Origin of the sequence: Pseudorhodoferax sp. (assembly GCF_047601025.1) — a bacterium.
Classification (GTDB): Bacteria; Pseudomonadota; Gammaproteobacteria; order Burkholderiales; family Burkholderiaceae_C; genus Pseudorhodoferax.
Map to the genome: position 1 here is coordinate 4,534,007 of NZ_JASGJZ010000001.1, position 25,225 is coordinate 4,559,231.

Annotated in this window: 24 protein-coding genes; 13 read left to right on the forward strand and 11 right to left on the reverse strand. The window is 68.1% G+C overall.

The window, feature by feature from the left end; translation table 11 throughout:
- Window positions 1–18: 18 nt before the first annotated feature.
- A complete protein-coding gene (locus tag QM782_RS21015) occupies window positions 19–1,038 on the reverse strand; it encodes a hypothetical protein (RefSeq protein ID WP_415204820.1) in 1,020 nt (339 codons plus the stop codon).
- A gap of 278 nt (window positions 1,039–1,316) precedes the next feature.
- On the opposite strand from QM782_RS21015, the gene QM782_RS21020 reads away from it, so the two are divergent.
- On the forward strand, window positions 1,317–1,571 hold the full coding sequence (locus QM782_RS21020; protein WP_415204821.1) for a helix-turn-helix domain-containing protein: 255 nt from the start codon (window positions 1,317–1,319) through the stop codon (window positions 1,569–1,571).
- Window positions 1,572–1,772: 201 nt separating this feature from the next.
- Here the strand turns inward: QM782_RS21020 and mobA are convergent, their stop codons facing one another.
- Together mobA and moaA are read right to left on the reverse strand one after the other, a co-directional pair.
- On the reverse strand, window positions 1,773–2,387 hold the full coding sequence (mobA, locus tag QM782_RS21025; RefSeq protein WP_415204822.1) for a molybdenum cofactor guanylyltransferase MobA: 615 nt from the start codon (window positions 2,385–2,387) through the stop codon (window positions 1,773–1,775).
- Complete coding sequence (moaA, locus tag QM782_RS21030; protein ID WP_415204823.1) at window positions 2,384–3,493, reverse strand: GTP 3',8-cyclase MoaA; 1,110 nt, start codon at window positions 3,491–3,493, stop codon at window positions 2,384–2,386. The genes mobA and moaA overlap by 4 nt, the downstream gene beginning before the upstream one ends.
- Before the next feature lie 129 nt (window positions 3,494–3,622).
- Here moaA and QM782_RS21035 point away from each other — a divergent pair, with 129 nt between their 5' ends.
- The 4 genes from QM782_RS21035 (at window position 3,623) to QM782_RS21050 (ending at window position 8,286) form a co-directional block, all read left to right on the forward strand.
- Window positions 3,623–4,096, forward strand: coding sequence for a hypothetical protein (locus QM782_RS21035; protein WP_415204824.1), 474 nt, complete (start codon window positions 3,623–3,625; stop codon window positions 4,094–4,096).
- Between the two features lie 50 nt (window positions 4,097–4,146).
- The gene (locus QM782_RS21040) at window positions 4,147–4,776 is read left to right on the forward strand and encodes a superoxide dismutase (protein ID WP_415204825.1); all 630 of its coding nucleotides are present in this window, start codon (window positions 4,147–4,149) and stop codon (window positions 4,774–4,776) included.
- A 21-nt stretch (window positions 4,777–4,797) separates the two neighbouring features.
- Complete coding sequence (locus QM782_RS21045) at window positions 4,798–5,718, forward strand: ZIP family metal transporter (RefSeq protein ID WP_415204826.1); 921 nt, start codon at window positions 4,798–4,800, stop codon at window positions 5,716–5,718.
- Window positions 5,719–6,078: 360 nt separating this feature from the next.
- Window positions 6,079–8,286 (forward strand): TonB-dependent receptor, encoded by a 2,208-nt coding sequence (locus tag QM782_RS21050; RefSeq protein WP_415204827.1) that lies wholly within the window; start codon window positions 6,079–6,081, stop codon window positions 8,284–8,286.
- A 19-nt stretch (window positions 8,287–8,305) separates the two neighbouring features.
- Here the strand turns inward: QM782_RS21050 and QM782_RS21055 are convergent, their stop codons facing one another.
- Together QM782_RS21055 and QM782_RS21060 are read right to left on the reverse strand one after the other, a co-directional pair.
- Window positions 8,306–9,739 carry an aldehyde dehydrogenase family protein gene (locus QM782_RS21055; protein WP_415204828.1) on the reverse strand — a complete coding sequence of 478 codons (1,434 nt, stop codon included), beginning with the start codon at window positions 9,737–9,739 and terminating at the stop codon, window positions 8,306–8,308.
- 39 nt (window positions 9,740–9,778) lie between these two features.
- Window positions 9,779–12,217, reverse strand: coding sequence for a sodium-translocating pyrophosphatase (locus QM782_RS21060; protein WP_415204829.1), 2,439 nt, complete (start codon window positions 12,215–12,217; stop codon window positions 9,779–9,781).
- Window positions 12,218–12,457: 240 nt separating this feature from the next.
- On the opposite strand from QM782_RS21060, the gene ppa reads away from it, so the two are divergent.
- Both ppa and QM782_RS21070 read left to right on the forward strand, forming a co-directional pair.
- Window positions 12,458–12,997 (forward strand): inorganic diphosphatase, encoded by a 540-nt coding sequence (gene ppa / locus QM782_RS21065; protein WP_415204830.1) that lies wholly within the window; start codon window positions 12,458–12,460, stop codon window positions 12,995–12,997.
- Window positions 12,998–14,233 (forward strand): cystathionine gamma-synthase family protein, encoded by a 1,236-nt coding sequence (locus tag QM782_RS21070; protein WP_415204831.1) that lies wholly within the window; start codon window positions 12,998–13,000, stop codon window positions 14,231–14,233.
- Here QM782_RS21070 and QM782_RS21075 read toward each other — a convergent pair.
- Entirely contained in the window at window positions 14,230–15,423 is a 1,194-nt protein-coding gene (locus tag QM782_RS21075) for a GNAT family N-acetyltransferase (protein WP_415204832.1), read from the reverse strand. The two genes, QM782_RS21070 and QM782_RS21075, sit on opposite strands and share 4 nt — an antisense overlap.
- 51 nt (window positions 15,424–15,474) lie before the next feature.
- On the opposite strand from QM782_RS21075, the gene glnB reads away from it, so the two are divergent.
- On the forward strand, window positions 15,475–15,813 hold the full coding sequence (gene glnB, locus QM782_RS21080; RefSeq protein WP_415204833.1) for a nitrogen regulatory protein P-II: 339 nt from the start codon (window positions 15,475–15,477) through the stop codon (window positions 15,811–15,813).
- Window positions 15,814–15,834: 21 nt separating this feature from the next.
- Here glnB and QM782_RS21085 read toward each other — a convergent pair whose 3' ends face one another.
- From QM782_RS21085 to QM782_RS21105, 5 genes are all read right to left on the reverse strand, one after another.
- Entirely contained in the window at window positions 15,835–16,419 is a 585-nt protein-coding gene (locus QM782_RS21085) for a TIGR00730 family Rossman fold protein (protein ID WP_415204834.1), read from the reverse strand.
- Complete coding sequence (locus QM782_RS21090; protein ID WP_415204835.1) at window positions 16,416–16,937, reverse strand: RDD family protein; 522 nt, start codon at window positions 16,935–16,937, stop codon at window positions 16,416–16,418. Before QM782_RS21090 ends, QM782_RS21085 begins: the two co-directional genes overlap by 4 nt.
- Window positions 16,934–17,518, reverse strand: coding sequence for a DUF3106 domain-containing protein (locus QM782_RS21095; RefSeq protein ID WP_415204836.1), 585 nt, complete (start codon window positions 17,516–17,518; stop codon window positions 16,934–16,936). Before QM782_RS21095 ends, QM782_RS21090 begins: the two co-directional genes overlap by 4 nt.
- Window positions 17,519–17,602: 84 nt before the next feature.
- Window positions 17,603–18,034, reverse strand: coding sequence for a DUF3619 family protein (locus tag QM782_RS21100; RefSeq protein ID WP_415204837.1), 432 nt, complete (start codon window positions 18,032–18,034; stop codon window positions 17,603–17,605).
- Complete coding sequence (locus QM782_RS21105) at window positions 18,031–18,591, reverse strand: RNA polymerase sigma factor (RefSeq protein WP_415204838.1); 561 nt, start codon at window positions 18,589–18,591, stop codon at window positions 18,031–18,033. Before QM782_RS21105 ends, QM782_RS21100 begins: the two co-directional genes overlap by 4 nt.
- A gap of 260 nt (window positions 18,592–18,851) precedes the next feature.
- Here QM782_RS21105 and QM782_RS21110 point away from each other — a divergent pair, with 260 nt between their 5' ends.
- The 5 genes from QM782_RS21110 (at window position 18,852) to leuA (ending at window position 25,202) form a co-directional block, all read left to right on the forward strand.
- Window positions 18,852–20,639 (forward strand): acetolactate synthase 3 catalytic subunit, encoded by a 1,788-nt coding sequence (locus QM782_RS21110; protein ID WP_415204839.1) that lies wholly within the window; start codon window positions 18,852–18,854, stop codon window positions 20,637–20,639.
- 125 nt (window positions 20,640–20,764) lie between these two features.
- Complete coding sequence (gene ilvN / locus QM782_RS21115; RefSeq protein WP_415204840.1) at window positions 20,765–21,256, forward strand: acetolactate synthase small subunit; 492 nt, start codon at window positions 20,765–20,767, stop codon at window positions 21,254–21,256.
- A gap of 130 nt (window positions 21,257–21,386) precedes the next feature.
- On the forward strand, window positions 21,387–22,403 hold the full coding sequence (ilvC, locus tag QM782_RS21120; RefSeq protein ID WP_415204841.1) for a ketol-acid reductoisomerase: 1,017 nt from the start codon (window positions 21,387–21,389) through the stop codon (window positions 22,401–22,403).
- Between the two features lie 83 nt (window positions 22,404–22,486).
- Window positions 22,487–23,305 carry a CDP-diacylglycerol--serine O-phosphatidyltransferase gene (gene pssA / locus QM782_RS21125; protein WP_415204842.1) on the forward strand — a complete coding sequence of 273 codons (819 nt, stop codon included), beginning with the start codon at window positions 22,487–22,489 and terminating at the stop codon, window positions 23,303–23,305.
- A gap of 184 nt (window positions 23,306–23,489) precedes the next feature.
- Window positions 23,490–25,202 (forward strand): 2-isopropylmalate synthase, encoded by a 1,713-nt coding sequence (gene leuA / locus QM782_RS21130; RefSeq protein ID WP_415204843.1) that lies wholly within the window; start codon window positions 23,490–23,492, stop codon window positions 25,200–25,202.
- Window positions 25,203–25,225: the final 23 nt, after the last annotated feature.

Genomic DNA, 25,225 nt, shown 5'->3' on the forward strand with positions numbered 1-25,225 from the left:
GCGTGGCTTGCGCGGCTACTACGCCACGATCGGCGCCCCCCAAGTGATCGACTGTGGCGCGGACGCTGAAATAATGCTTGGGATATGGGCTGTCGGCGTTGTCGTGTCTACTTGGGCGTCTTCGTCGACTACGTAATCACGATAAGCCCTGACCATGTAGTGGATCCGGACATTCCCTTGATGATCACCGTCAGTGCCGTCGATACTGGTGGGGTGCAGGTGTAGCCGCACGAGGCGTCCTGAAGAATCCCGGCCTTCAGTTATTTCCAGAACGAAGTAGCGTAGCCCACCCAGCGCCCACACCTTTTCGCGCGATACTTCCGTCAGCGTTTCTCTCTTGAAATAGGCTCCATCAGGCGCCAGGAGATCGGCATCAAGCCAGTGTGGATTTGCAGAGGTATTTCCGTTGAATCCGGCCCCGGCTTCGATGTGCCCTTTGATTTCCGTGACCTCTGTCTTCATTACCAAAGATCTCCGCCTTGGATATTCGACGACGGCTGCATCTTGCGTGCCAGTCTTCTCCGATTTTGCGTTCAGCACCAAAAGGAAGTCTTTTCTTTTGTCGTAATCCACAGGAATGGCTGTCACCCTGCCGGGCAGCAAGGTCATTGGATCCATCTTCAATGAGGGCGAGTGTGCTGTCACCGTGACCTTGTCTTCTCCTGCGGCACCGGTCCGGATGGAAACGACGATGACATCTTCGGAAACGTGGCTGATCCAGGCTCCAATCAGCTTTCTTGACTTATCTACCAGGCATCTCGCGTAGCTTTCTGCGGCACCTGGGCTCAGCGATCTCTTTTGATACGATTGCACGAAACTGGTCGATGACGACAATGACACCAATTGGGTCGTTATATTGCGCTTCTGGTTGAATTCAGAGTAGGAGCCATCGAAGTAACCTGGCACGAACGCGGAGAAATCTTTCTTCATGTCCTCGTAGTTCTGCTCCGTCACTGACGAAAGAAAAGCAAACTGAGTGGCAAAGTCTGTCTTGACGAGCGTTGTATCGAATGTCAAGAGGTTTTCACAGTCATTCATATTTCTCTTTCAAATAGTGAAGCTTAAAAAATACGACTGAGTGATGGTTTCTGGGTTGTCTGCCTCCTGGGAGTTAATGATTAATCGTCCGAGGTTCGGAGTGAAGTATTCTGTCTGCGGCCTTCGCCAGGTCGTTGAAGAACTGGAACTGCATTTCAGTAAGCGGCTACTTGGAAAATTCCAACTCTGCTCTCGCGGCACTTCCCATCGCACCATGATGCCACAAATCAAACTCATAGTGTGTGTACTCGGAGTATGGGTACCGGAAAACTCTTGGGATGCCCAGGCAGCTTCCCAAGGCACCCTCCAAGGAAAAGTCCCAGGTGGTCTTCGGGGCCACGCTGCGTGGCTTCCGTGAGGCCCAGGCGTTGACGCAGGAGGCCCTGGCCGAAAGGGCGGATCTGCACACGAACTACGTGAGTTCGGTGGAGCGCGGGGAGCGCAACCTGTCGCTGCACAACATCGTTCGGCTCGCGTATGCCCTGGACATCGATGTGGCGGCGCTGGTCCGCCCGCTGGACAAACGTCAGTAGTCTGCAGCGCGTTCCCTGGGGCGAAGCCATTTCACGGCCATGCTGACCGCGTCTGGCGGGCGCGTATTCGCAGCATGGAGCCCACGCCTCGTTGGGCCACGCCATCTGGCAGAGAACTTCTTTGCCCGCTCAGCATGCGGTGGATTGCCACCGCAGCCATTTGAAAGCGGGCCTGCGCGGAGGGGCTCCGCGGCCCGCCGTTCAGCCACGCTCCAGCGCCTGCAGTTCCTCCGGCGTGTTGGCGTTCGCAAACGCCTGCGGATCGTCGCCGGCGCGGTCGAACGGCACCAGCACGGCATGTTCGGCCGCCGCCCAGGCGCCGACCTTGCGGCCGCCGGCCGCGAGGAAGTCACGCAGGCGCGCCTGCAGGCCGGCGCGCAGCAGGCAGAACACCGGCTGCGGGCGCAGGCGGCCGTGCGCGTCGGGTGCGGCGGCCATGGCCAGGCCGGCGGCGGGCTGTGCGGCCAGCGCCGCGGCCAGACGCGCCACGAGGTCGTGCGGGAACCTCGGCGTGTCGCAGGCCACGCTGGCGAGATAGGGCGTGCGCGCCTGCGCCAGGCCGGCCAGCAGGCCGGCCAGCGGGCCGGGGAAGTCCGGCTGCGCGTCGCGCACCACCGGCACGCCGAAGCCGGCGTACACGTCCGGATGCCGGTTCGCATTGATCAGCAGGCTGCCGACCTGCGGCTGCAGGCGGCGCAGCGCGTGCAGCGCCAGCGGCACGCCGCCGAACGGCACCAGCCCCTTGTCGATGCCGCCCATGCGGCTGCCGCGTCCGCCCGCCAGCACCAGGCCCGTGATGTCGTGCTGCGCGATCACCCGCCGATGTAGCTCATCTCGATGCGACGGGCCTGCGGGGCAGGCGCCGCGCCAGCGCCGCGCAGTTCGGAATAGCGGTCGCTGCGGCCCTGCCAGATGCCGGCGATGGCGTCGGCGATCCGTGCATCGGTCGCGCCGCCGCGCAGCAGGCTGCGCAGGTCGTGGCCGCGGCTGGCGAACAGGCACAGGTACAGCTGCCCTTCGGTGGACAGCCGGGCGCGGTTGCAGTCGCGGCAGAAGGCCTGGGTCACGCTGCCGATGACGCCGATCTCGCCGGCGGCCGGGTCGTGCCGGCCCGCGGCGTCGGCGTAGCCCCAGCGCTCGGCGGTCTCGCCGGGGGCGGTCGGCGCCAGCGCCACCAGCGGCAGCTCGGCCGACAGGCGGGCCACGACCTCGGCCGAGGGCAGCACCTCGTCCATGCGCCAGCCGTTGGTGGCGCCCACGTCCATGTACTCGATGAAGCGCAGCACCACGCCGCTGCCGCGGAAGTGGCGGGCCATCGGCAGGATCTGCTGCTCGTTGACGCCGCGCTTGACGACCATGTTGACCTTGATCGGGCCGAGGCCGGCCGCGCGGGCCGCATCGATGCCGCGCAGCACGTCGTCCACCGGGAAGTCCACGTCGTTCATGCGGCGGAACACCGCGTCGTCCAGCCCGTCCAGGCTGACGGTCACGCGGTGCAGCCCGGCCGCCTTCAGGCCGGCCGCCTTGCGCGCCAGCAGCGAGCCGTTGGTGGTCAGCGTCAAGTCCAGCGGCCGGCCATCGGGCGTGCGCAGCGCGGCCAGCTTCTCGACCAGGTGCTCGACGTTCTTGCGCAGCAGCGGCTCGCCGCCGGTCAGCCGGATCTTGCGCACGCCCTGGGCCACGAACAGCCGCGCCAGCCGCGCGATCTCCTCGAAGCTCAGCAGCGCGCCGTGCGGCAGGTAGGGGTAGTCCTTGCCGAAGACCTCCTTGGGCATGCAGTAGCTGCAGCGGAAGTTGCAGCGGTCGGTCACGCTGATGCGCAGGTCGCGCAGGGGGCGCTGCAGCTGGTCCAGCGGCATGCCGGCCGGCCACGCCGGCCGCGGCGCGGCCTCGGCGATCAGGGGAATCACGTGGCGGCGCATGGCGGGAATTGTGCCGCAGCCCCCGCAGGCATCCACGTCCGTGGACAATCGTATTGAGAGTCGTTATCATCCATGCGCCCGAGTACGCACATTTGTCCACGCAAAGGGCCCAACACTGGAGGTGTTCGCGTGGACATGCTTTCCGCTCCGAATCGAGCCGCTGCCGTCGACCTGCTGGCACCGTGGCAGTCCGTCATGGCCCGCGGCACGGCCGCCGCGCGGCAAGGCCAGCTGTTGCTGGCGATGAGCAGTTTCCAGGAGGCCCTGGCCATCGCACGCGCGCTGCTGGCCGCGCCCGGCGAGCGCTGCGACGACTGCGTGGCGGCACTGGTCGTGTCCCACCACAACCTGGCCGAGGTCCAGGCCGATGCCGGCGGCAGCGACCTGGCCGCGACGCAGCTGGCCCAGGCGCACGAGACACTGATGCGCCTGCTGTGCGACCCGGCGGCCGACGGCGCGCTGCAGCAGGCCGCGCTGCGCCACAGCCGCGAGACCCATGCAGCGCTGCTGCTGCACCTCGAGGCCAACGGCCCGCACCCGGCGATCTCCCGCGCACTGCGCGCCGGTTGCCTGGGCCTGGCCGTCGGCGGCCCCGTGCATTGAAGAACGAACACCTCTTCCCCGATTTCCTCAACCCTGCCTTGCAGCACGCCATGACCCATACCCTGCCGCCCCTGCCGTACGCCTTCGACGCGCTCGAACCCCACATCGACGCGCGCACGATGGAGATCCACCACGGCAAGCACCACCAGACCTACGTCCAGAACCTGAACGCGGCGGTGCAGGGCACCGAGTGGGCCGAATGGCCGATCGACGAACTGGTCGCCAAGGCGGCCACGCTGCCGGAGAAGATCCAGACCGCGGTGCGCAACAACGGCGGCGGCCACGCCAACCACAGCCTGTTCTGGACGGTGATGTCGCCCCAGGGCGGCGGCGAGCCGGCGGGCGAGGTGGCGCAGGCCATCCAGACCGACCTGGGCGGCTTCGAGAACTTCAAGGACGCCTTCACGCGCGCCGCGCTGACGCGCTTCGGCAGCGGCTGGGCCTGGCTCAGCGTCGGCGCCGACGGCCGGCTGGCGGTGGAGAGCAGCGCCAACCAGGACAGCCCGCTGATGTCGGGCTGGCTGTCCGGCAACACGCCCATCCTGGGGCTGGACGTCTGGGAGCACGCCTACTACCTGAAGTACCAGAACCGGCGCGCCGAATACATCCAGGCGTTCTTCAGCGTCGTGGACTGGAACGAGGTGGCGCGCCGCCTGGCCGCCGCCCGCGCACCGCGCTGACCGCACCGCGAAGGAGAGCCCATGCACGAACCACGGCCGCACCACCGCGAGACCGTCCTCCCCGCATCGAGCCCCTGGACGGTGCGCACGCGCAAGCTGCTCGGCTGGGGCATCGTGCTGGCCGGCGCGAGCCTGCCGGTGGCGCAGCTGCTGCGCCAGGTGCTGGCCGACCCCGTGCTGGCCGGCGCGCTGCAGGGCGGCAGCGTCGCGGCGCTGGCGACGGCGCTCGGCACGCTGCCGGTGCTGCTGTCGCAGCGCCTGTCGGACCGGGTGCAGGACACGCTGTTCGGCTTCGGCGCCGGTGTGATGCTGGCGGCCTGCGCGTTCTCGCTGATCATCCCGGGCCTGGCGGCCGCGCAGGCCAAGGGCGCGGGGCCGTGGACGTCGGGCACCATGGTCGGCGCCGCGATCCTGCTGGGCGGTCTGGCGCTGCTGGCGCTGGAGCGCTGGCTGCCGCACGAGCATTTCATCAAGGGCAAGGAGGGGCCGGAGGCGCGCAAGCTCAAGCGCACCTGGCTGTTCGTGTTCGCGATCGCGCTGCACAACCTGCCCGAGGGCCTGGCCATCGGCGTGGCGTTTGCCGGCACCGACCCGATGCGCGCGGCGGCATTGGCCACCGGCATCGCGATCCAGGACGTGCCGGAGGGCCTGGTCGTGGCCACGGCGCTGCTGGCGGCCGGCTACCGGCGCAGCCTGTCCGTGGGGCTGGGCATGGCGTCGGGGCTGGTCGAGCCGGTGGGCGCCGTGCTGGGTGCCGCGGTAATCGGCTACTCGGGCCTGTTGCTGCCCTGGGGCCTGGGCTTCGCGGCCGGCGCCATGCTGTTCGTGATCAGTCACGAGATCATCCCCGAGTCGCACCGCAAGGGCCACGAGGCCTGGGCCACCGGTGGGCTGATGCTGGGCTTCGTGCTGATGATGCTGCTGGACACGGCGCTGGGCTGAGACGCCGCCGTGAGCGCTTCTCGCACGCCCACGCGAGGCCCCCGATGAGCGTCCACGTGCATCGCCGTCGCCGTGCCCGGGGCCTCGTCCTCCGGGCCGGCATACAGGGGTGCGCCAGGCCGCGCGCGGGCGTCGCAGTCCTTGCCCCGGCACCCGCCAGGGCGGCGGCCGGCGCCTGCGCCTGCGGCCCGGCGCCCCCTGTCGTGGACACGATCCAGGCATGTACAGTTCCTGGGCAAGGCGCACGCGCCGTCCATGCCCGCGCGAGGCCCGATGATTTCTCGTTGCCGGCGCGATCGGTTCCTGCCGCCGCCTGACGACACTCCCGCCGGCCATGCCGGCTTTTTCACGTTCCCAACCATGCCCCACTTCTTTCCCGGCCCGCAGCGCGCGGTCGCCTCCGCCGCCATGTGCCTGTTCGCCGCTGGCGCCCACGCCCAGGCGGAGCCCCCGGCGGCCGGCGATCCCGCCGCCCGGCCGCTGCCCACCGTTACCGTGCAGGACACGGCGCCGACCGGCGTGCAGACCAAGGAGCTGCCCTCGTACAAGTTCACGGCGCCGCTGCGCGACACGCCGCGCTCCATCACCGTGATCCCCAGGGAGGTGCTGAAAGAGAAGAACGCCTCGACCTTCGAGGAGGCGCTGCGCACGGTGCCCGGCGTCACCTTCCTCGGCGGCGATGCCGCGGCCAACCCGGCGGCCGACCGGCCGGTGCTGCGCGGCTTCGAGTCGCGCAACTCGATCTTCGTGGACGGCATGCGCGATTCCGGCGTGCAGAGCCGCGAGACCTTCGCGATCGACAGCATCAGCGTCATCAAGGGGCCGGATTCGGTCTACGGCGGCCGCGGCTCGGTGGGCGGCAGCATCGACATCGTGACCAAGACGCCGCGGCTGGAGAACTTCACCAACGCCAGCCTCGGCCTGGGCACCGCCAACTACCGCCGCGGCACGGTGGACCTGAACCGGCAGGTCGGCGAGACCACCGCCGTGCGGCTGAACGCCATGGCGCACGACGCCGACCAGCCCGGCCGCAGCGACGTGTACAGCAAGCGCTGGGGCATCGCGCCCTCGGTCGCCTTCGGCCTGAACACGCCGACCACCGTCACGCTCGGCTACTACCACCTGAACACGCGCGACATGCCCGACTTCAGCGTGCCGTTCCGTTCGACCGGCGGCGCGCCGGCGTGGACGAACCGGAAGCGGTTCTACGGCCTGGACGCGCGCGACCACCGCCATACGCAGAACGATTCCGGCGAGATCCGCGTCGAGCACCGGCTGGACGGCGGCTGGAAGATCCGCAACACCACCATGCTGGGCCGCGCCACGCTGGACTACATCGCCACCAACCCGCAGTTCACCAGCGCCACCTCCAACGTCCTCGGCCTGCAGGCCAAGAGCGGCAAGTACGCCACCAACAGCATCGCCAACCAGACCGAGCTGACCGGCCGGCTGGAACTGGCCGGCCTGCGCCACACCATCACCACCGGGCTGGAGTTCAGCGCCGAGCGCTCGCTGTACGAGGGCTACCTGGTCGCCGATGCCATGGGCAACAACATCCGCAGCGGTGGGCCCTGCGCCGTGGCCTACAACTGCGTGCCGCTGGACGGCGCCTGGGACCCCGGCAGCCCATGGACCGGCACGACCGTGCTGAACGGCGACCGCGGCTTTCCCGGGCCGGCCACCCGCACCCGTACGCGCATGGCCTCGGCCTACCTGTTCGACAGCATCGACCTGTCCGAGCACTGGATCCTGAGCGCCGGGCTGCGGCTGGACCACTTCAGCGTCAAGTCCAGCCAGGCCGGCGTGGCCGAGCTGGGCAACAGCGCCAACCTGGCGAACTACCAGGTCGGTCTGGTCTACAAGCCGGTGAAGCCGGTGAGCCTGTACGCCTCGTACGGCACCTCGGCCAACCCGCCGGGCTCCAACGCCGGGCTGGGCGGCGGCAGCGACCAGATCACGGCCACCAACCAGAACCTCAAGCCCGAGAAGTCGCGCAACATCGAGGTCGGCGCCAAGTGGGACGTGCTGGACGAGCGCCTGTCGCTGAACGCCGCGCTGTTCCAGACCGAGAAGACCAACGCCCGCGTCAGCGACGGCCTGGGCGGCACCGTCAATGCCGGCGCGCAGCGCGTGCGCGGCCTGGAGCTCGGCGTGGCCGGGCGCGCCGCGCCGGACTGGAACCTGTTCGGCGGCTACTCGTACCTGAACGGCGTGACCACCGACGCCGGCCCGGCCAGCCCCAGCCTGTCGGGCCTGCCGCTGGTCATGGTGCCGCGCCACAACCTCACGCTGTGGAGCAGCTACAAGGTGCTGCCGCGCCTGACGCTCGGCGGCGGCGTCACGGCCTCCAGCCTGACGTACGCGTCCGTGGCGGCCACGACGCGCCGGTGGATCCCGGGCTACGCGCGGGTCGACCTCTCGGCCACCTGGCGCATCGACGACGGCATGGACCTGCAGTTCAACCTGAACAACGCGTTCGACCGCAAGTACTTCCAGAGCGCCTACCCGATCTACGCCAGCTGGGCCCCGGGCCGCTCGGCGATGGTGACGCTGAACATCTACCGCTGACGCCGGCCGGCGCCGCGGCTCAGCCGTGGCGCACGGCCACGGTCTTCAGCGTGGTGAAGCCGTACAGCGCCTCGAAACCCTTCTCGCGGCCGTGGCCGGAGCTCTTGACGCCGCCGAACGGCAGTTCCACGCCGCCACCGGCGCCGTAGTCGTTGACGAAGACCTGCCCGCACTTCAGGCGCCTGGCGAGCCGAAACTGGCGGGCGCCGTCGCGCGTCCACACGCCCGCGGCCAGGCCGAAGCGCGTGGCGTTGGCCAGCTGCACCGCGTGGTCCTCGTCGTCGAAGGCCATGGCGGCCAGCACCGGGCCGAAGATCTCCTCCTGCGCCAGCCGGTGGTCCACCGGCACGTCGCACAGCAGCGTGGGGGCCTGGTAGTAGCCGGTCTCGGGCGCCTCGTCCACCACGCGGCCGGTCGCCACCACCGGGATGTGGGCGACCTGGGCGTCGGACAGGAAGTCCCACACGCGCTGCTGCTGGCTGGCGCGGATCAGCGGTCCCAGGTCCAGGTCCATCGACGCCGGGCCCACACGCAGCGCCTCGAAGGCCGCGCCCAGCCGTTCCAGCAGCGGCTCGTACAGCGAGCGCTCGACCAGCAGGCGCGAGCCGGCCGAGCAGGTCTGGCCGGCGTTCTGCACGATGGCGTTCACGATGGCCGGGATCGCCTGGTCCAGGTCGGCGTCGGCGAACACGATCTGCGGGCTCTTGCCGCCGAGCTCCAGCGTCACGGGGCAGTGCCGCTCGGCCGCGGCCTGCTGGATCAGCGTGCCGACGCCGGGGCTGCCGGTGAAGCTGACGTGGGCGATGCCGGGATGGCGCGCCAGCGCGTCGCCGACCTCGTGGCCGTAGCCGGTCACGACGTTGATGGCGCCGGCCGGAAAGCCGGCGTCGGCCGCCAGCTCGGCCACGCGCAGCACCGACAGGCAGGCGTCTTCCGATGGTTTGACGACGCACACGTTGCCGGCCGCCAGCGCGCCGCCGACGCTGCGCCCGAAGATCTGCATCGGGTAGTTCCAGGGCACGATGTGCCCGGTCACGCCGTGCGGCTCGCGCCAGGTGAATACGCTGGTGCCGTCCTGGTACGGGATGGTCTGGCCGTGCAGCTTGTCGCAGGCACCGGCATAGAACTCGAAGTAGCGCACCAGCGCCATCGCGTCGGCCCGGGCCTGGCGGGTGGGCTTGCCGCAGTCGCGCTGCTCCAGCTCGGCCAGTTCCTCGCCGTGCTGGGCGACCTTCTCGGCCAGGCGCATCAGCAGGCGGCCGCGCTCGGCCGCGGGCAGCCGGCCCCAGACGCCGTCCAGGCACTGGCGCGCGGCGTGCACGGCGCTGTCGATGTCCTGCGCGGTGCTGCGCTGCAGTTCGTCGAAGGGCTGGCCGTCCGACGGGTCGATGACCGGGATGGTGCGGCCCGAGGCCGAGGCGACGCTGGCGTTGGCGATGTAGTTCAGTTGCATGACGCCGAGCGTACCGCCATCGGGCCGGTGCGTGCGAGGCTACTGCACCGTCACCTCGACGCGCCGGGCTTCCTGCGGCGGGCCGCCGGCCAGGGTCTGGGCGGGCTTGGCCAGGTCGATGCGGTCCGCCGCCACGCCGGCGGCGACCAGCGCATCGCGCACGGCGACGGCACGCTGCCTGGCCAGTTCGGCGTTCGCCTGCGGGTCGCCGCTGGCGTCGTGGTAGCCGCTGACCGAGGCGCGCTTGCCTTGCGCCACCGCCTTGGCGACGTCCTGCAGCGCGGCCTCGCTGCCGGGCGCCAGGTCGGCCTTGCCGGTCGCGAAGTAGAACTTGACCACGCCGGCTTCCACCAGGAACGAGGGCGCATCGGCGCTGGCCGCGGCCGGCGGGACCGGCGGCGCCGCGGCAGGGGCGGGGCCGGCATGGAACTTCATGACCACCGGCACGATCAGCAGCGCCACGATGTTGATGATCTTGATCAGCGGGTTGACGGCGGGGCCGGCCGTGTCCTTGTAGGGGTCGCCCACGGTGTCGCCGGTGACGGCGGCCTTGTGCGTCTCCGAGCCCTTGCCGCCGTGGTGGCCATCCTCGATGTACTTCTTGGCGTTGTCCCAGGCGCCGCCGCCGGTGCACATGGAGATGGCGACGAACAGGCCGGTGACGATGGTGCCCATCAGCAGGCCGCCCAGCGCGGCCGGGCCCAGCAGCAGGCCCACGAGGATGGGCACGACCACCGGCAGCAGCGAGGGGATCATCATCTCCTTGATCGCCGCGGAGGTCAGCATGTCCACCGCCTTGCCGTACTCCGGCTTGGCCGTACCCTCCATGATCCCGCGGATCTCGCGGAACTGGCGCCGCACCTCGACCACGACCGAGCCGGCTGCGCGGCCGACGGCCTCCATCGCCATCGCGCCGAACAGGTAGGGGATCAGCCCGCCGATGAATAGGCCGATGATGACCATGGGGTTGGACAGGTCGAACGTGATGGGATGGCCGTAGACCTCCAGCTTGTGGGTGTAGTCGGCGAACAGCACCAGCGCCGCCAGGCCGGCCGAGCCGATCGCGTAGCCCTTGGTCACGGCCTTGGTGGTGTTGCCCACGGCGTCCAGCGGATCGGTGATGTCGCGCACGCTGCTGGGCAGCTCGGCCATCTCGGCGATGCCGCCGGCGTTGTCGGTGATCGGGCCGTAGGCGTCCAGCGCCACCACGATGCCGGCCATGCTCAGCATCGAGGTCGCGGCCACGGCCACGCCGTACAGCCCCGCCAGCGCATAGGCCACCCAGATCGCGATGCAGACGAAGATCACCGGCCAGGCCGTGGAGCGCATGGACACGCCCAGGCCGGCGATGATGTTGGTGCCGTGGCCGGTGGTGGAGGCCTGGGCGATGTGCTTGACCGGCGCGTACTGCGTGCCGGTGTAGTACTCGGTGATCCAGACCAGCGCGGCCGTCAGCACCAGGCCCACGGCGCAGGCGCCGAACAGCCGGACCTGGCTGCCACCGGCGGCGATCGCGTCGTCGGGGATCAGCCAGGTGGTGACGAACCAGAACGCGACCAGCGACAGCACCCCCGCCACCGCCAGCCCCTTGTACAGCGCAGGCATCACGTTCTTCATGCCCGGCGCGGTCTTCACGAAGAAGCAGCCGATGATGGACGCGACGATGGACACCGCGCCCAGCGCCAGCGGGTAGACGACGGCGCTGACGCCGGCGCCGGCCACCAGCAGCGCGCCCAGCACCATGGTGGCGATCAGCGTGACGGCGTAGGTCTCGAACAGGTCGGCCGCCATGCCGGCGCAGTCGCCCACGTTGTCGCCCACGTTGTCGGCGATCACGGCCGGGTTGCGCGGGTCGTCCTCGGGGATGCCGGCCTCGACCTTGCCGACCAGGTCCGCGCCCACGTCCGCGCCCTTGGTGAAGATGCCGCCGCCCAGCCGCGCGAAGATGGAGATCAGCGAGGAGCCGAACGCGAAGCCGATCAGCGGGTTCAGCAGCTCGCCGAGCCGGGTGCCCGGCGCGCCGGTGGCGACGAGATACCAGTAGAACCCGGCCACGCCCAGCAGGCCGAGGCCCACGACCAGCATGCCGGTGATGGCGCCGCCGCGGAAGGCCACGTCCAGCGCCGGCGCCATGCCCTGCGTGGCGGCCTGGGCGGTGCGCACGTTGGCGCGCACCGAGACGTTCATGCCGATGAAGCCGCAGGCCCCGGACAGGACCGCGCCGATGATGAAGCCGAGGGCGGTCCGGCCGTCCAGGAACAGGCCGATCAGCACGGCCAGCACGATGCCGACGATGGCGATGGTCTTGTACTGCCGGGCCAGGTAGGCCGCCGCACCGGTCTGGATCGCCGCGGCGATCTCCTGCATGCGGGGATTGCCGGCGTCCTTGGCCAGAATCCATCCGCGGGCCCAAAAGCCGTAGGCCACGGCGATCAAGCCGCAGACCAGCGCCAAAATCAGCGCAGAGTTGCCAGTCATGGAATGTCTCTCCTCACGCCTGTTTCCCGTTGCTCGAAAGGGCACAACGCATGCGGCGCCCCCGCTGCGTTGCTTCCTCGCCGTGCCACGGACCTCCGCGAAGACGATTGGCCAACCGGGCCAATATAAAAGCAAATCCAGTGAACGGCGTGTCTTGACAGCGGTCCGCGCAACACCGCGCCCGTAAAATCCGGGTTTGTCCCAGGCGCTGCCTTTTTTCTCAACCGCTCCGAAAGCACCATGTCCCTCGACAAAGTCTCCCCCGGCAAGAACATCCCCGAAGCCTTCAACGTGGTCATCGAGATCCCGATGAATGCCGATCCGATCAAGTACGAGGTGGACAAGGAATCCGGCGCCATCTTCGTCGACCGTTTCATGACCACGGCCATGCACTACCCGAGCAACTACGGCTACGTGCCGCAGACGCTCAGCGGCGACGGCGATCCGGTGGACGTGCTGGTCATCACGCCGTATCCGCTGTTTCCCGGCGTGGTCGTGCCCTGCCGCCCGCTCGGCATCCTGATGATGGAGGACGAGGCCGGCATCGACGGCAAGGTGCTGGCCGTGCCGACCGACAAGATCCTGCCGATCTACAGCCACTGGAAGAAGGTCGACGACGTGAACCCGATGCGCCTGAAGGCGATCCAGCACTTCTTCGAGCACTACAAGGACCTGGAGGCCGGCAAGTGGGTGAAGGTGCTGGGCTGGGAGGGCATCGACGCGGCCAAGAAGGAAGTGCTGGACGGCGTCGAGGCCTACAAGAAGAAGACCGGGCACTGAATGGCTGCCGAAGGCATCAGCACCGGCATCGTCCATTCGGACCGCCGCTTCGGCGTCGAGCACGGCGGGCTGCACAAGCCCATCCACAGCTCGGTGCAGTACGGCTTCGACACGGTCGAGGACCTGATCGGCGTCTTCCAGGGCACGCTCAAGGGCGGCTTCAGCTATTCCCGCCAGGGCACGCCGACCACGGCGGCGCTGGAGGCGCAGATCACGCGGCTGGAGCAGGGGATCGGCACGGTCGGCTTCGCGACCGGCATGGCGGCCATCAGTGCGGTGTTCTTCACGCTGCTGCGGGCCGGTGACCACCTGGTCGCGAGCCAGTTCGTGTTCGGCAACACCAACAGCTTGTTCGGCACCCTGCGCGGGTTCGGCGTGGAGGTCACCACGGTCGATGCCACCGACGCCGCCCAGGTGGCCGCGGCGCTGCGGCCGAACACGCGCATGGTGTTCGTCGAAACCATCGCCAACCCTGGTACGCAGGTGGCGGACATGCCGGCCATCGGCCGGCTGTGCGCCGAGCGCGGCCTGCTGTTCGTGGTGGACAACACCATCACCTCGCCGGCGCTGTTCCGCCCCGCCGACGTGCAGGCGGGCCTGGTCGTGCAGTCGCTGACCAAGACGCTGTCCGGCCACGGCCACGCCCTGGGTGGCGCCGTGACCGACACCGGCCGCTTCGACTGGCAGGGCTATCCGAACATCTTCGCCGCCTACCGCAAGGGCGATCCGAAGCAGTGGGGCCTGACCCAGGTGCGCAAGAAGGGGCTGCGCGACATGGGCGGCATGCTGTCGTCCGAGCAGGCACACCAGATCAGCGTGGGCATGGAGACGCTGGCGCTGCGTGTGGCCCATACCAGCGCCACGGCGCTGGAACTGGCGCGCTGGCTCGAGGCGCATCCGGCCGTCGTGCGGGTGCGCTACCCGATGCTGGAGTCGCATCCGCAGCATGCGCTGGCGCGGCAGCTGTTCGGCAACGCCGGCTCCTGGCTGCTGTCGTTCGAGCTGGCGGACACGGCGGCCTGCCTGGCTTTCCTCAACCGGCTGCAGCTGCCGATCAAAGCCACCGGCCTGGGCGACACGCGCACGCTGGTGATCCCGGTGGCGCCGACCATCTTCTGGGAGGCCGGCGCCGAGGTGCGCGCCGCGATGGACATCGGCGACGGCCTGATCCGGCTCTCGATCGGCCTGGAAGACAGCGCCGACCTGCTGGCCGATTTCGAGCAGGCCTTGCGCTAGGCGCCGGACTGGCGGAACGGCGTACGCGCCGCCAGTTCGTCCAGGTAGGCGTCCACGCCCGCTCCCTCGCGCGCGAGGAAGCGTTCCACGGCGTCGGCGAACGCCGGGTGCGCCAGCCAGTGCGCGCTGCCGGTGCGCACCGGCATCAGCGCCCGCGCCATCTTGTGCTCGCCCTGGGCGCCGCCTTCGAAGCGGCGGTAGCCCTGCGCGATGCACCACTGCAGCGGCTGGTAGTAGCAGGCTTCGAAATGCAGCCGGTCCACGCGTTCCAGCGCGCCCCAGTAGCGGCCGTAGGCCACGCGCGAGGTGTCGTCCAGCGCGACCAGGCTGCAGGCGAGCGGCTGGCCGCCGTGCTCGGCCACGAACAGCAGCCAGTTCTCCGGCATGGCCTCGGCCATGGCCTGGAAGAAGCTGCGCTGCAGGTAGGGGGCGTTGCCGTGTTCCCAGTAGGTGCGCTCGTAGCAGCGGTAGAAGAAGTCCCAGTCCTGCGGGCCGATGTCGCGGCCCCGCCGCCAGCGGAACCGGACCCCGGCGTCCGCCACCCTGCGCCGCTCCTGGCGGATCTTCTTGCGCTTGTCCTGGGTAAGGCTCGCCAAGAAGGCCTCGAAGTCCGCGAAGGGCCGGCCGTCGCCCGGTGTGGCGTTGTGCCAGTGGAACTGGACCTGGTGCCGCAGCAGCAGGCCGGCGTCGCGGCAGGCCTGCATGTCGGCCGCATTGCCGAACAGCAGGTGCAGCGAGGACAGATCCTGGGCGGCGCACCAGTCGATGGCCGCCTGCAGCAGCGCGCGCCGGCCTGGCGCGTCGCGCGCCAGCAGCCGCGGTCCGGGAACCGGCGTGAACGGGGACGCGATCACGGCCTTCGGGTAGTAGCGCAGCCCATGGCGCTGGTAGGCATCGGCCCAGGCCCAGTCGAAGACGTACTCGCCGTACGAATGCTCCTTCAGGTACAGCGCGCAGGCCGCCTGCAGCGCGCCGCCGCGCCACAGCGTGACGAGGCGCGGCGTCCAGCCCGTCGCGGCGGTGGCGCTGCCGCTGGCGCCCATCGCCGCAAGATAGGCGTGGCGCATGAAGGGGTTGGCGTCGGGCTGCTCCCGCAGCAGGTCGTCCCAGGCCTGCGGCGCGATCTCGCGCACGTCCTGCAGTACACGGACGTCGACGGGTGTCGAGGAAACTCTTCGCGGGTCGGGCATCGATTGGCGCTATCCTATTGGCAGTTCCCGCATGATTTTCGAAAGATCCGCATGAAACAGATCACGGCCATTCTGAAACCCTTCAAGCTCGAGGAAGTGCGCGAAGCACTGGCGGAATGTGGCGTGACCGGCCTCACCGTCACCGAGGTGAAGGGCTTCGGCCGTCAGAAGGGCCACACCGAGCTGTACCGCGGCGCGGAATACGTGGTGGACTTCCTGCCCAAGGTGAAGGTGGAGATCGTCGTGAAGGACGACGACGTCGACCGCTGCGTCGACGCCATCGTGCGCGCGGCCCGCACCGGCAAGATCGGCGACGGCAAGATCTTCGTCACCGACGTCGGGCGCGTGGTGCGCATCCGCACCGGCGAAGAGGACGAAGCGGCGGTCTGATGCGCGCCCCGGACGGGCGGCTCAGATCTGGTCGAGCCGTTCGAGGGACGACAGGCCCGCGTCGTTGACCAGGCTCTTGAGCAGTTCGGCGGCGTCGCGGCCGATGCGGATCAGGTCCATCTGCCAGCGGTTGATGAACTGCTGCTCCACCACCGACTCGAGAAACCGCTCCAGCCCGTCATACAGGCCGTTCACGTTGAGCAGGCCGACGGGCTTGTCGTGGTAGCCGAGCTGGCGCCAGGTCCAGGCTTCGAAGAATTCCTCGAAGGTGCCGATGCCGCCTGGCAGCGCCAGGAAGGCATCGGCGCGCTCGGCCATCATGCGCTTGCGGTCGTGCATGGTTTCGACCACGTGCAGTTCGGTGCAGCCGCGGTGCGCCCATTCCTTCTCGACCAGCGCCTTCGGGATCACCCCGACCACCCGGCCGCCGGCGGCCAGCGTGGCATCGGCCACCATGCCCATGAGGCCGTTGTGGCCGCCGCCGTAGACCAGCTGGCCGCCATGGCGGCCGATCCATTCGCCGACTTGGCGAGCCGTGTCGGCATACACGGTTTGCGCTCCCGGGCGGGAGCCGCAGTAGACGCAGATCGAAAAGGCAGGCTTCATGTGCGGCGGGGGCGAGGGGCTACGGACACCAGCCGGGTGCCGGCCAAGGCATCGTGCCAGAACTGCGACTGTGGATGGAAGCGGCTGGCGACGGCCCAGATGGCCACCCAGCCGAGCATCAGCACGAACGTCTCACCGGCCGGCAGCCCGAACGGTGCGATCACGACGAGCGGTGGCAGGAACCAGACCCAGCTGAGCAGGTAGCGCAGGAAAGCGCGGGGCTGGCTCAGCGGCCGTCCGGCGTGATCCACCACGCGGATGTGCCAGGTCTTCATGGCCAGCGTCTGGCCCTTGGACCAGAACCACGTGAAATAGATGCCGAACACCACGAACAGGAAGGCCTGGAGGCCCAGACGGTTGTCCAGCGCATGGCGTGTCTGGCTCAGGGTGCCGAACAGGTAGCCGGCGATGAAGACCACGCCGAACATCAGCATGCCTTCGTACAGCCAGCAGGCCATGCGGCGCCACAGGCCGGGAGCCTGCAGTGCTGCTCCGGCAGCGTGCGCGGGGCCGTTCACGGCGCAGGCGACGGTTCGACGCGGGTTCCGCGTGGATCGATCTGCGGCAGCAGCGTGGCTGCGTCGACCAGGTAGGGGGGCGTGGAGATGCGTGGCATGGTGCGGCGATTCTCGTCGTGTGCGAGCGGCACCGTGGCCATGCGCTGCGGCGGCATCAGGCGCACGGCGGTCGCGGCACCGACGACCGGGTGCCGCGGCGCCTGCGCGGCCAGCTTGCGCCGCTCCTCTTCGCTCAAGGCCTGGTAGGCCTCCCACATGGCTTGCTTGTCGTCTTTGGCGAGCCGGCCGGTCTCGGCGAAGTTCAGCCGCGCCTGCGCACGTTCGGCAGGGCTCAGCTTGACCCAGTCCAGCATGCGCTGCTGGAGTTTTTGCTGCTCCTGCGGCGGCAACTGGTCGAAATTGCGCGACAGGGCGATCCACTTGCGGCGGTGCGATTCGCTGAGCTTGTTCCAGCTGCCGGCCAGCGGTTTCAAGGCGTGGCGCTGCGCGCTGGTCAGGCTGTTCCAGCGCGGTCTGGCATCGGAAGCCTTCGCAGCGGGAGATGCGTTGGTTTTTTGCGGGGCGGCCGCCAGCGCCGGCACCGCTGCCGTGGCACACAGCGCCACGGTGAGCAGCCAGCCCCTTGCGCCACGGAATGAGAACGGCCGAACAGGCACTTTCCCGCCTCAGTGCTGCTCCGCGCTCCTGCCAGCCTTCAGAAACTGCAGGAAACCCGGATCGGTGTACGCGGAGGTGGGCAGATCGTCCGTCAGCAGCGCGGCATCGATTTCGGCCAGTTCGTCGGCGCGGTTGTCGTTCTGCACCACGGCGATGGCGAGCAGCCCCCCGGCCAGAGCCAGCAGCGGCAAGGCTGCCGCGCACCGCGCCCACAGGCCGGGCGGAGCGTCGCCCAGTTGCAGCGTGGCCGAGTGCCCGAGCGTGACCAGGCCGCAGGTCGAGGCCAGTTCGACCTTGCGGCGCTCCAGGGCCTGCTGGCGCGCCGCGCGCAGCCGCTCGGCAATGTCGTGGTCCAGATCGGTGCAGGCCTGCGACAAGTGCTGTGCGACCTGCGCACCGAAACGATCACCGGGCAGAGAGAGGGAGTACGGATGCTTCATAGGTGGATCCCTTTGGCCGACAAGGCCCGGCTCAGGGCCGCGACGGCGCGCGAGCAGTGCGTCTTGACGCTGCCTTCGGAACAGCCCATGGCGCTGGCCGTCTCGGCGACGTCCATTTCTTCCCAGTAACGCAATAAAAATGCCTCGCGTTGACGGCCGGGCAGGTTCTGGATCTCGTGTTCGATCTCGCGCAGGATCTGGGCCCGCTGCGTGGCGTGCTCGGCGCTTTCGTGGCTCTCGCCGTCGGGCGTGAAGGCCTCCAGCAGGTCGAAGTCCGCGTCCTCGCCGGCGGCCTCGAAGTCGCTCAGGTTGGAGAACAGGGCGTTGCGGGTCTTCTGCCGGCGGAACCAGTCCAGCGTGCAGTTGGACAGGATGCGCTGGAACAGCAGCGGCAGCTCGGCCGGCGGCTTGTCGCCGTAGTGCTGGGCCAGCTTCATCATCGTGTCCTGCACGATGTCCAGAGCCGCTTCCTCGTTGCGGACATGGTAGAGGCAGCGCTTGAAGGCGCGCTTCTCCACACTCTTGAGGAAGTCCGACAGTTCTTTTTCGGTGGCCAAGACAGCAGGCTGTGAGGCGGCGCGTCCGCGGGCAGCGGCGCGCGGGAAACGAAAGATTATGGCATCGCCGGCCGGGGCACGGAGAAACCGATCGAATCCGGTGCGATAATACTGTCTGCTCGTCATCAAGCAAACGGGTCAAGATCCGGCGCAGCACTCCATCCGCCCATGGTCTTGGCCTCAAGTCCCGAAGCCTTTCCACAAGAAGGTGCCAAGGGGCACCCAAGGTTTTTCGTCAGAGAAATTCACAAAGGTTGATCATGGAAATCTCCAACGCCGAAATGAAGTCGGCTGCCGCCGCCTCTTCCTCCCTTTCGCAATCCGGTCCCCAGGAACTGATGGGGGCCGAGATCCTCGTCAAGGCCCTGCAGGCCGAGAACGTCAAGCACGTCTGGGGCTACCCCGGCGGCGCCGTCCTGTACATCTACGACGCGTTCTACCAGCAGGACGCGATCCAGCACATCCTGGTGCGCCACGAACAGGCCGCCGTGCATGCCGCGGACGGCTATGCCCGTGCCACCGGCGACGTGGGCGTGGCCCTGGTGACCTCCGGCCCCGGCGTCACCAACGCCGTGACCGGCATCGCCACGGCCTACATGGACAGCATCCCGATGGTCATCATCACCGGCCAGGTGCCGACGCCGGCGATCGGCCTCGATGCCTTCCAGGAATGCGACACCGTCGGCATCACGCGGCCCATCGTCAAGCACAACTTCCTGGTCAAGGACGTGCGCGACATGGCGATGACGCTGAAGAAGGCCTTCCACATCGCCCGCACTGGCCGGCCTGGCCCGGTGGTGGTGGACATCCCGAAGGACGTGTCGTTCAAGAAGACGCTGTACACGGGTTATCCCGAGACGGTGGAAATGCGCTCGTACAACCCGGTGCGCAAGGGCCATGGCGGCCAGATCCGCAAGGCCCTGCAACTGCTGCTGACGGCCAAGCGGCCCTACATCTACACCGGCGGCGGCGTGCTGCTGAGCAATGCGACCAACGAGCTGCGCACGCTGGTCGACATGCTGGGCTATCCGGTCACGAACACGCTCATGGGCCTGGGCGCCTATCCGGCCACGAATCGCAGGTTCCTGGGCATGCTGGGCATGCACGGCACGCTGGAGGCCAACAATGCCATGCAGCACTGCGACGTGCTGCTGGCCGTGGGTGCGCGCTTCGACGACCGGGTGATCGGCAATCCCAAGCATTTCGCGCAGAACGAGCGCAAGATCATCCACATCGACATCGATCCGTCGAGCATCTCCAAGCGCGTGCGCGTGGACGTCCCGATCGTCGGCGACGTGAAGGACGTGCTGACCGAACTGATCGCGATGATCCGCGAGTCCGAGCTCAAGCCCGACGGCGGCGCCCTGGCCAGCTGGTGGGAGCAGATCGAGGCCTGGCGCAAACGCGATTGCCTGAAATACAACCGTGGCGCTGCCGACGTCATCAAGCCGCAGTCCGTGATCGAGACGCTGTGGAACATGACCAAGGACGTGGAGGCCTACATCACCTCCGACGTCGGCCAGCACCAGATGTGGGCTGCGCAGTACTACAAGTTCGACCAGCCGCGCCGCTGGATCAATTCCGGTGGCCTCGGCACCATGGGCGTGGGCATCCCGTACGCGATGGGCATCAAGCTGGCCAAGCCCGAAGCCGAGGTCTACTGCGTGACCGGCGAAGGCTCGGTGCAGATGTGCATCCAGGAACTGTCCACCTGCCTGCAGTACAACACGCCGATCAAGATCCTGTCGCTGAACAACCGCTACCTGGGCATGGTGCGCCAGTGGCAGGAGATCGAGTACTCCAGCCGCTACAGCCACAGCTACATGGATGCGCTGCCGAACTTCGTCAAGCTGGCCGAGGCCTACGGCCACGTGGGCATGCTGATTGAGCGTCCGCAGGACGTCGAGCCGGCGCTGCGCGAGGCACGCAAGCTCAAGGACCGCACGGTGTTCATGGACTTCCGGACCGACCCGACGGAGAACGTGTTCCCGATGGTCCAGGCCGGCAAGGGCATCACCGAGATGCTGCTCGGCTCCGAAGACCTGTAAGCCATGCTGCTGCCCGCGCCGCTGCGGCGGCGCGGCTCTTCTTTCTTCCACGACGAATCTATTGCCCGCCGAGCCCGCGCATTACCGTGCGCGGGGGAGGGCGGCGAAAAGAGGAATCCGTTCTCATGAAACACATCATCGCAGTGCTGCTGGAAAACGAAGCCGGCGCGCTTTCCCGTGTCGTGGCCCTGTTCTCGGCCCGCGGCTACAACATCGAATCGCTGACCGTGGCGCCGACCGAGGACCCGAGCCTGTCGCGCATGACGATCCAGACCAACGGTTCCGACGAGGTCATCGAGCAGATCACCAAGCACCTGAACCGGCTGATCGAGGTCGTCAAGGTCGTCGACCTGACCGAAGGCGCGTACACCGAGCGCGAACTCATGATGGTCAAGGTGCGGGCCGTCGGCAAGGAGCGCGAGGAGATGAAGCGCATGGCCGACATCTTCCGCGGCCGCATCATCGACGTGACCGAGAAGAGCTACACGATCGAGCTGACCGGCGACCAGGGCAAGAACGACGCCTTCCTGGAGGCGATCGAGCGCAGCGCGATCCTGGAGACGGTGCGTACCGGCGCCAGCGGCATCGGCCGCGGCGAGCGCATCCTGCGCGTCTGAGTTGGGAATGTCCGTGCGCGCGTTTTCGGCAGGCTCGACGCGAACGGACCCTGTTGTCTGGCGACTGGTTTCCGTTCGCCCTTGAGCCTGCCGCCGGGCGTTTTCCGCCTGAGCCATTTGGAGATTGCTAATGAAGGTTTTCTACGACAAGGACTGTGACCTCTCGCTGATCAAGGGCAAGACCGTCACCATCATCGGCTACGGCAGCCAGGGTCACGCGCACGCGCAGAACCTGAACGACAGCGGCGTCAAGGTGCTGGTCGGCCTGCGCAAGGGCGGCGCTTCCTGGAGCAAGGTCGAGAAGGCCGGCCTGCAGGTCGCCGAGGTCGCCGAGGCCGTGAAGGCCGCCGACGTCGTGATGATGCTGCTGCCCGACGAGCAGATCGCCGAGGTCTACAAGAAGGACGTCGAGCCGAACATCAAGCAGGGCGCCTCGCTGGCCTTCGCGCACGGCTTCAACGTGCACTACGGCCAGGTCGCGCCGCGTGCCGACCTGGACGTCTGGATGGTCGCGCCCAAGGCCCCTGGCCACACGGTGCGCAACACCTACACCCAGGGCGGCGGCGTGCCGCACCTGGTGGCTGTGCACCAGGACAAGTCGGGCAAGGCGCGCGACCTGGCCCTGTCCTACGCGATGGCCAATGGTGGCGGCAAGGCCGGCATCATCGAGACCAACTTCCGCGAAGAGACCGAGACCGACCTGTTCGGCGAGCAGGCCGTGCTGTGCGGCGGTACCGTCGAGCTGATCAAGGCCGGCTTCGAGACGCTGGTGGAAGCCGGCTACGCGCCCGAGATGGCCTACTTCGAGTGCCTGCACGAGCTCAAGCTGATCGTGGACCTGATCTACGAGGGCGGCATCGCCAACATGAACTACTCGATCTCGAACAACGCCGAGTACGGCGAGTACGTGACCGGCCCGCGCGTGATCACCGACGAGACCAAGAAGGTCATGAAGCAGGTGCTCAAGGACATCCAGACCGGCGACTACGCCAAGAGCTTCATCCTGGAGAACCGCGCCGGCGCGCCGACGCTGCTGAGCCGCCGCCGCCTGAACGCCGAGCACCAGATTGAGGTCGTCGGCGAGCAGCTGCGCGCGATGATGCCCTGGATCAAGAAGAACAAGCTGGTCGACCAGACCCGCAACTGACGCCCGTCGCCGCCGCGCGACCCGTCCTGCAAGGCCACTTCGGTGGCCTTTTTCAATCGGGGCAACCCACTACACTCGACGCCATGCACGACGGCCACGAATCCGCCCTGATCGTCCGGGACGAGGAGCCCTTGCCGCGCAAGCGCCGCAAGGGCATCTACGTCCTACCGAACCTGTTCACGCTGGCTGCGCTGTTCGGCGGCTTCTACGCCGTGGTCATGGCCATGAACAACCGCTTCGACCTCGCTGCCATCGGCGTCTTCTGTGCGATGGTGCTGGACAGCCTGGACGGCCGCATCGCGCGCATGACCAACACGCAGAGCGCCTTTGGCGAGCAGATGGACTCGCTGTCGGACATGGTCTCCTTCGGCGCCGCGCCGGCGCTGATCGCCTACGAATGGACGCTGCGCGGAGCGGGTCGCTGGGGCTGGATCGCCGCGTTCGTCTACTGCGCCTGCGCGGCATTGCGGCTGGCCCGCTTCAACGTCAACACCGGCGTCGTGGACAAGCGCTGGTTCCAGGGCCTGCCGTCGCCCGCCGCGGCCGCGCTGGTGACCGGTTTCATCTGGCTGATGACGGAACTGGAGGTGCCGCGCGCCGACGTCACCTGGACCATGTTCGGCCTGGCTCTCTATGCCGGCCTGACCATGGTGACCAACGTGCCGTTCTACAGCTTCAAGGACGTGCAGATGAAAAAGAGCGTGCCCTTCGTCGTGATCGTGGCGATCGCGCTGGGCATCGCGGTCGTCAACATCCATCCGCCCATCGTGCTGTTCGGCCTGTTCATCCTGTATGGCCTGTCCGGCTACGTGGTCTACGGCTGGCGCAAGGCCAAAGGCCAGCGGACCAGCGTCATCAGCACGTCCACCGACGAGCCCGAAGAGCGCGGCTTGCACGAATGACGCGCAGATGTGCTAAAATCACATCCCTATGCATCGCATCGCGCTAAACCTACTAGCCATCCCCTACGGGCGGAGACGGTAGCGCGCGCGCACCCATTGTCGAAACGGCCCGTTCGCACCCGCAACGGGCCGTTTTGCTTTTTGGGTTGCTGGTGCAGGCTTAACACTTCCGAGGATCCCTATGATGTTGAAGAACCCCGCCAGCAAGTACGCAGCCTTCCAGCCCGTGCGGCTGACGGACCGCACTTGGCCCGATGCGGTCATCGGCAAGCCGCCGGTCTGGCTCAGCACGGATCTGCGTGACGGCAACCAGGCGCTGATCGAGCCCATGGACGGGGCCCGCAAGCTGCGCATGTTCCAGACCCTCGTGAAGATCGGCTTCAAGGAAATCGAGGTCGGCTTCCCGTCGGCGTCGCAGACCGAGTTCGATTTCGTGCGCAAGCTGATCGAGGAGGACTTGATCCCGGACGACGTGACGATCCAGGTGCTGACGCAGGCGCGCGACCACCTGATCGAGCGCACCTTCGAATCGCTGCGCGGCGCCAAGCGGGCCATCGTGCACCTGTACAACGCCGTGGCGCCCATCATGCGCCGCGTGGTGCTGGGCATGGACGAGGACGGCATCGTCCAGCTCGCCGTGTCCCAGGCCCGCTTGTTCCAGGACATGGCGAGCCGCCAGCCCGAGACGCAGTGGACCTTCCAGTATTCGCCCGAGATGTTCTCTGGCACCGAACTGGCCTTCTCCAAGCGCGTGGTCGATGCCGTCACCGAAGTCTGGCAGCCGACGCCCGAGCGCAAGTGCATCATCAACCTGCCGGCCACGGTGGAGCATTCCACGCCGAACATCTTCGCCGACATGATCGAGTGGATGCACCGCAACCTGGCGCGGCGTGAAGCGATCGTGCTGTCCGTGCATCCCCACAACGACCGCGGCACCGGCACGGCGGCGGCTGAGTTCGCGGTGATGGCTGGCGCCGACCGGCTCGAAGGCTGCCTGTTCGGCAACGGCGAGCGCACCGGCAACCTGGACATCGTCAACGTGGCGCTGAACCTCTACACCCAGGGCGTGCATCCGGGCCTGGACTTCTCCGAGATCGACGAGATCCGCCGCGTCGTGGAGCATTGCAACCAGTTGCCGGTGCACCCGCGCCATCCTTACGTCGGCGACCTGGTCTATACCTCGTTCTCGGGCTCGCACCAGGACGCGATCAAGAAGGCCTTCGCCGCACGCAAGGAGGGCGACGTCTGGCAGATCCCGTACCTGCCGATCGACCCCAAGGACCTGGGCCGGACCTACGAAGCCGTGATCCGCGTGAACAGCCAGTCGGGCAAGGGCGGCATCTCGTACCTGCTGGAAAGCGAGTTCGGCCTCGAGTTGCCGCGCCGCCTGCAGATCGAGTTCAGCCAGGCCGTGCAGGGCGTCATGGACGCCGAAGGCAAGGAACTGACGGCGCACGACCTCTGGACGCTGTTCGAGAAGGAGTACGGCCTGCATGACGTATCCGCGCCGCAGCACCGTATCCACGAGCAGCGCGGCGCCGACGGCGCCACCGAGGTGCAGTTGAATGCCGACCTCACGCTGGACGGCCGCGCGGTGCAGGTCGAAGGCCGCGGCACCGGCCCGATCGACGCCTTCGTCGATGGCCTGCAGCGCGCCACCGGGCGGCAGGTGCGGGTGCTCGACTACCACGAGCACTCCATCGGCGCCGGCGCCAACGCCAAGGCCGTGGCCTATCTGGAGTTGCGCGTGAACGATGGGCGCACCTTGTTCGGCGTCGGTATCGACGCGAACATCGTGTCCGCCTCGCTCAAGGCCATCGTGTCCGGCCTGCAGCGCGGCACGCGTTCCGCGGGCCGGCATGCGCCGGCGGCGGACGCCATGGCCGGCGCACGCTGAGCCTGCCGGCCCGGCGGAAAGGG

Coding starts and splice junctions, on each gene's coding strand:
- QM782_RS21015 (WP_415204820.1), bottom strand. CDS start 1,038: ATGAATGACTGTGAAAACCTCTTGACATTCGATACAACGCTCGTCAAG.
- ilvN (WP_415204840.1), top strand. CDS start 20,765: ATGAAACACATCATCGCAGTGCTGCTGGAAAACGAAGCCGGCGCGCTT.
- QM782_RS21110 (WP_415204839.1), top strand. CDS start 18,852: ATGGAAATCTCCAACGCCGAAATGAAGTCGGCTGCCGCCGCCTCTTCC.
- QM782_RS21040 (WP_415204825.1), top strand. CDS start 4,147: ATGACCCATACCCTGCCGCCCCTGCCGTACGCCTTCGACGCGCTCGAA.
- pssA (WP_415204842.1), top strand. CDS start 22,487: ATGCACGACGGCCACGAATCCGCCCTGATCGTCCGGGACGAGGAGCCC.
- ppa (WP_415204830.1), top strand. CDS start 12,458: ATGTCCCTCGACAAAGTCTCCCCCGGCAAGAACATCCCCGAAGCCTTC.
- QM782_RS21055 (WP_415204828.1), bottom strand. CDS start 9,739: ATGCAACTGAACTACATCGCCAACGCCAGCGTCGCCTCGGCCTCGGGC.
- glnB (WP_415204833.1), top strand. CDS start 15,475: ATGAAACAGATCACGGCCATTCTGAAACCCTTCAAGCTCGAGGAAGTG.
- ilvC (WP_415204841.1), top strand. CDS start 21,387: ATGAAGGTTTTCTACGACAAGGACTGTGACCTCTCGCTGATCAAGGGC.
- QM782_RS21100 (WP_415204837.1), bottom strand. CDS start 18,034: ATGAAGCATCCGTACTCCCTCTCTCTGCCCGGTGATCGTTTCGGTGCG.
- QM782_RS21045 (WP_415204826.1), top strand. CDS start 4,798: ATGCACGAACCACGGCCGCACCACCGCGAGACCGTCCTCCCCGCATCG.
- QM782_RS21070 (WP_415204831.1), top strand. CDS start 12,998: ATGGCTGCCGAAGGCATCAGCACCGGCATCGTCCATTCGGACCGCCGC.
- QM782_RS21020 (WP_415204821.1), top strand. CDS start 1,317: ATGCCCAGGCAGCTTCCCAAGGCACCCTCCAAGGAAAAGTCCCAGGTG.
- moaA (WP_415204823.1), bottom strand. CDS start 3,493: ATGCGCCGCCACGTGATTCCCCTGATCGCCGAGGCCGCGCCGCGGCCG.
- leuA (WP_415204843.1), top strand. CDS start 23,490: ATGTTGAAGAACCCCGCCAGCAAGTACGCAGCCTTCCAGCCCGTGCGG.
- QM782_RS21050 (WP_415204827.1), top strand. CDS start 6,079: ATGCCCCACTTCTTTCCCGGCCCGCAGCGCGCGGTCGCCTCCGCCGCC.
- QM782_RS21075 (WP_415204832.1), bottom strand. CDS start 15,423: ATGCCCGACCCGCGAAGAGTTTCCTCGACACCCGTCGACGTCCGTGTA.
- QM782_RS21060 (WP_415204829.1), bottom strand. CDS start 12,217: ATGACTGGCAACTCTGCGCTGATTTTGGCGCTGGTCTGCGGCTTGATC.
- QM782_RS21085 (WP_415204834.1), bottom strand. CDS start 16,419: ATGAAGCCTGCCTTTTCGATCTGCGTCTACTGCGGCTCCCGCCCGGGA.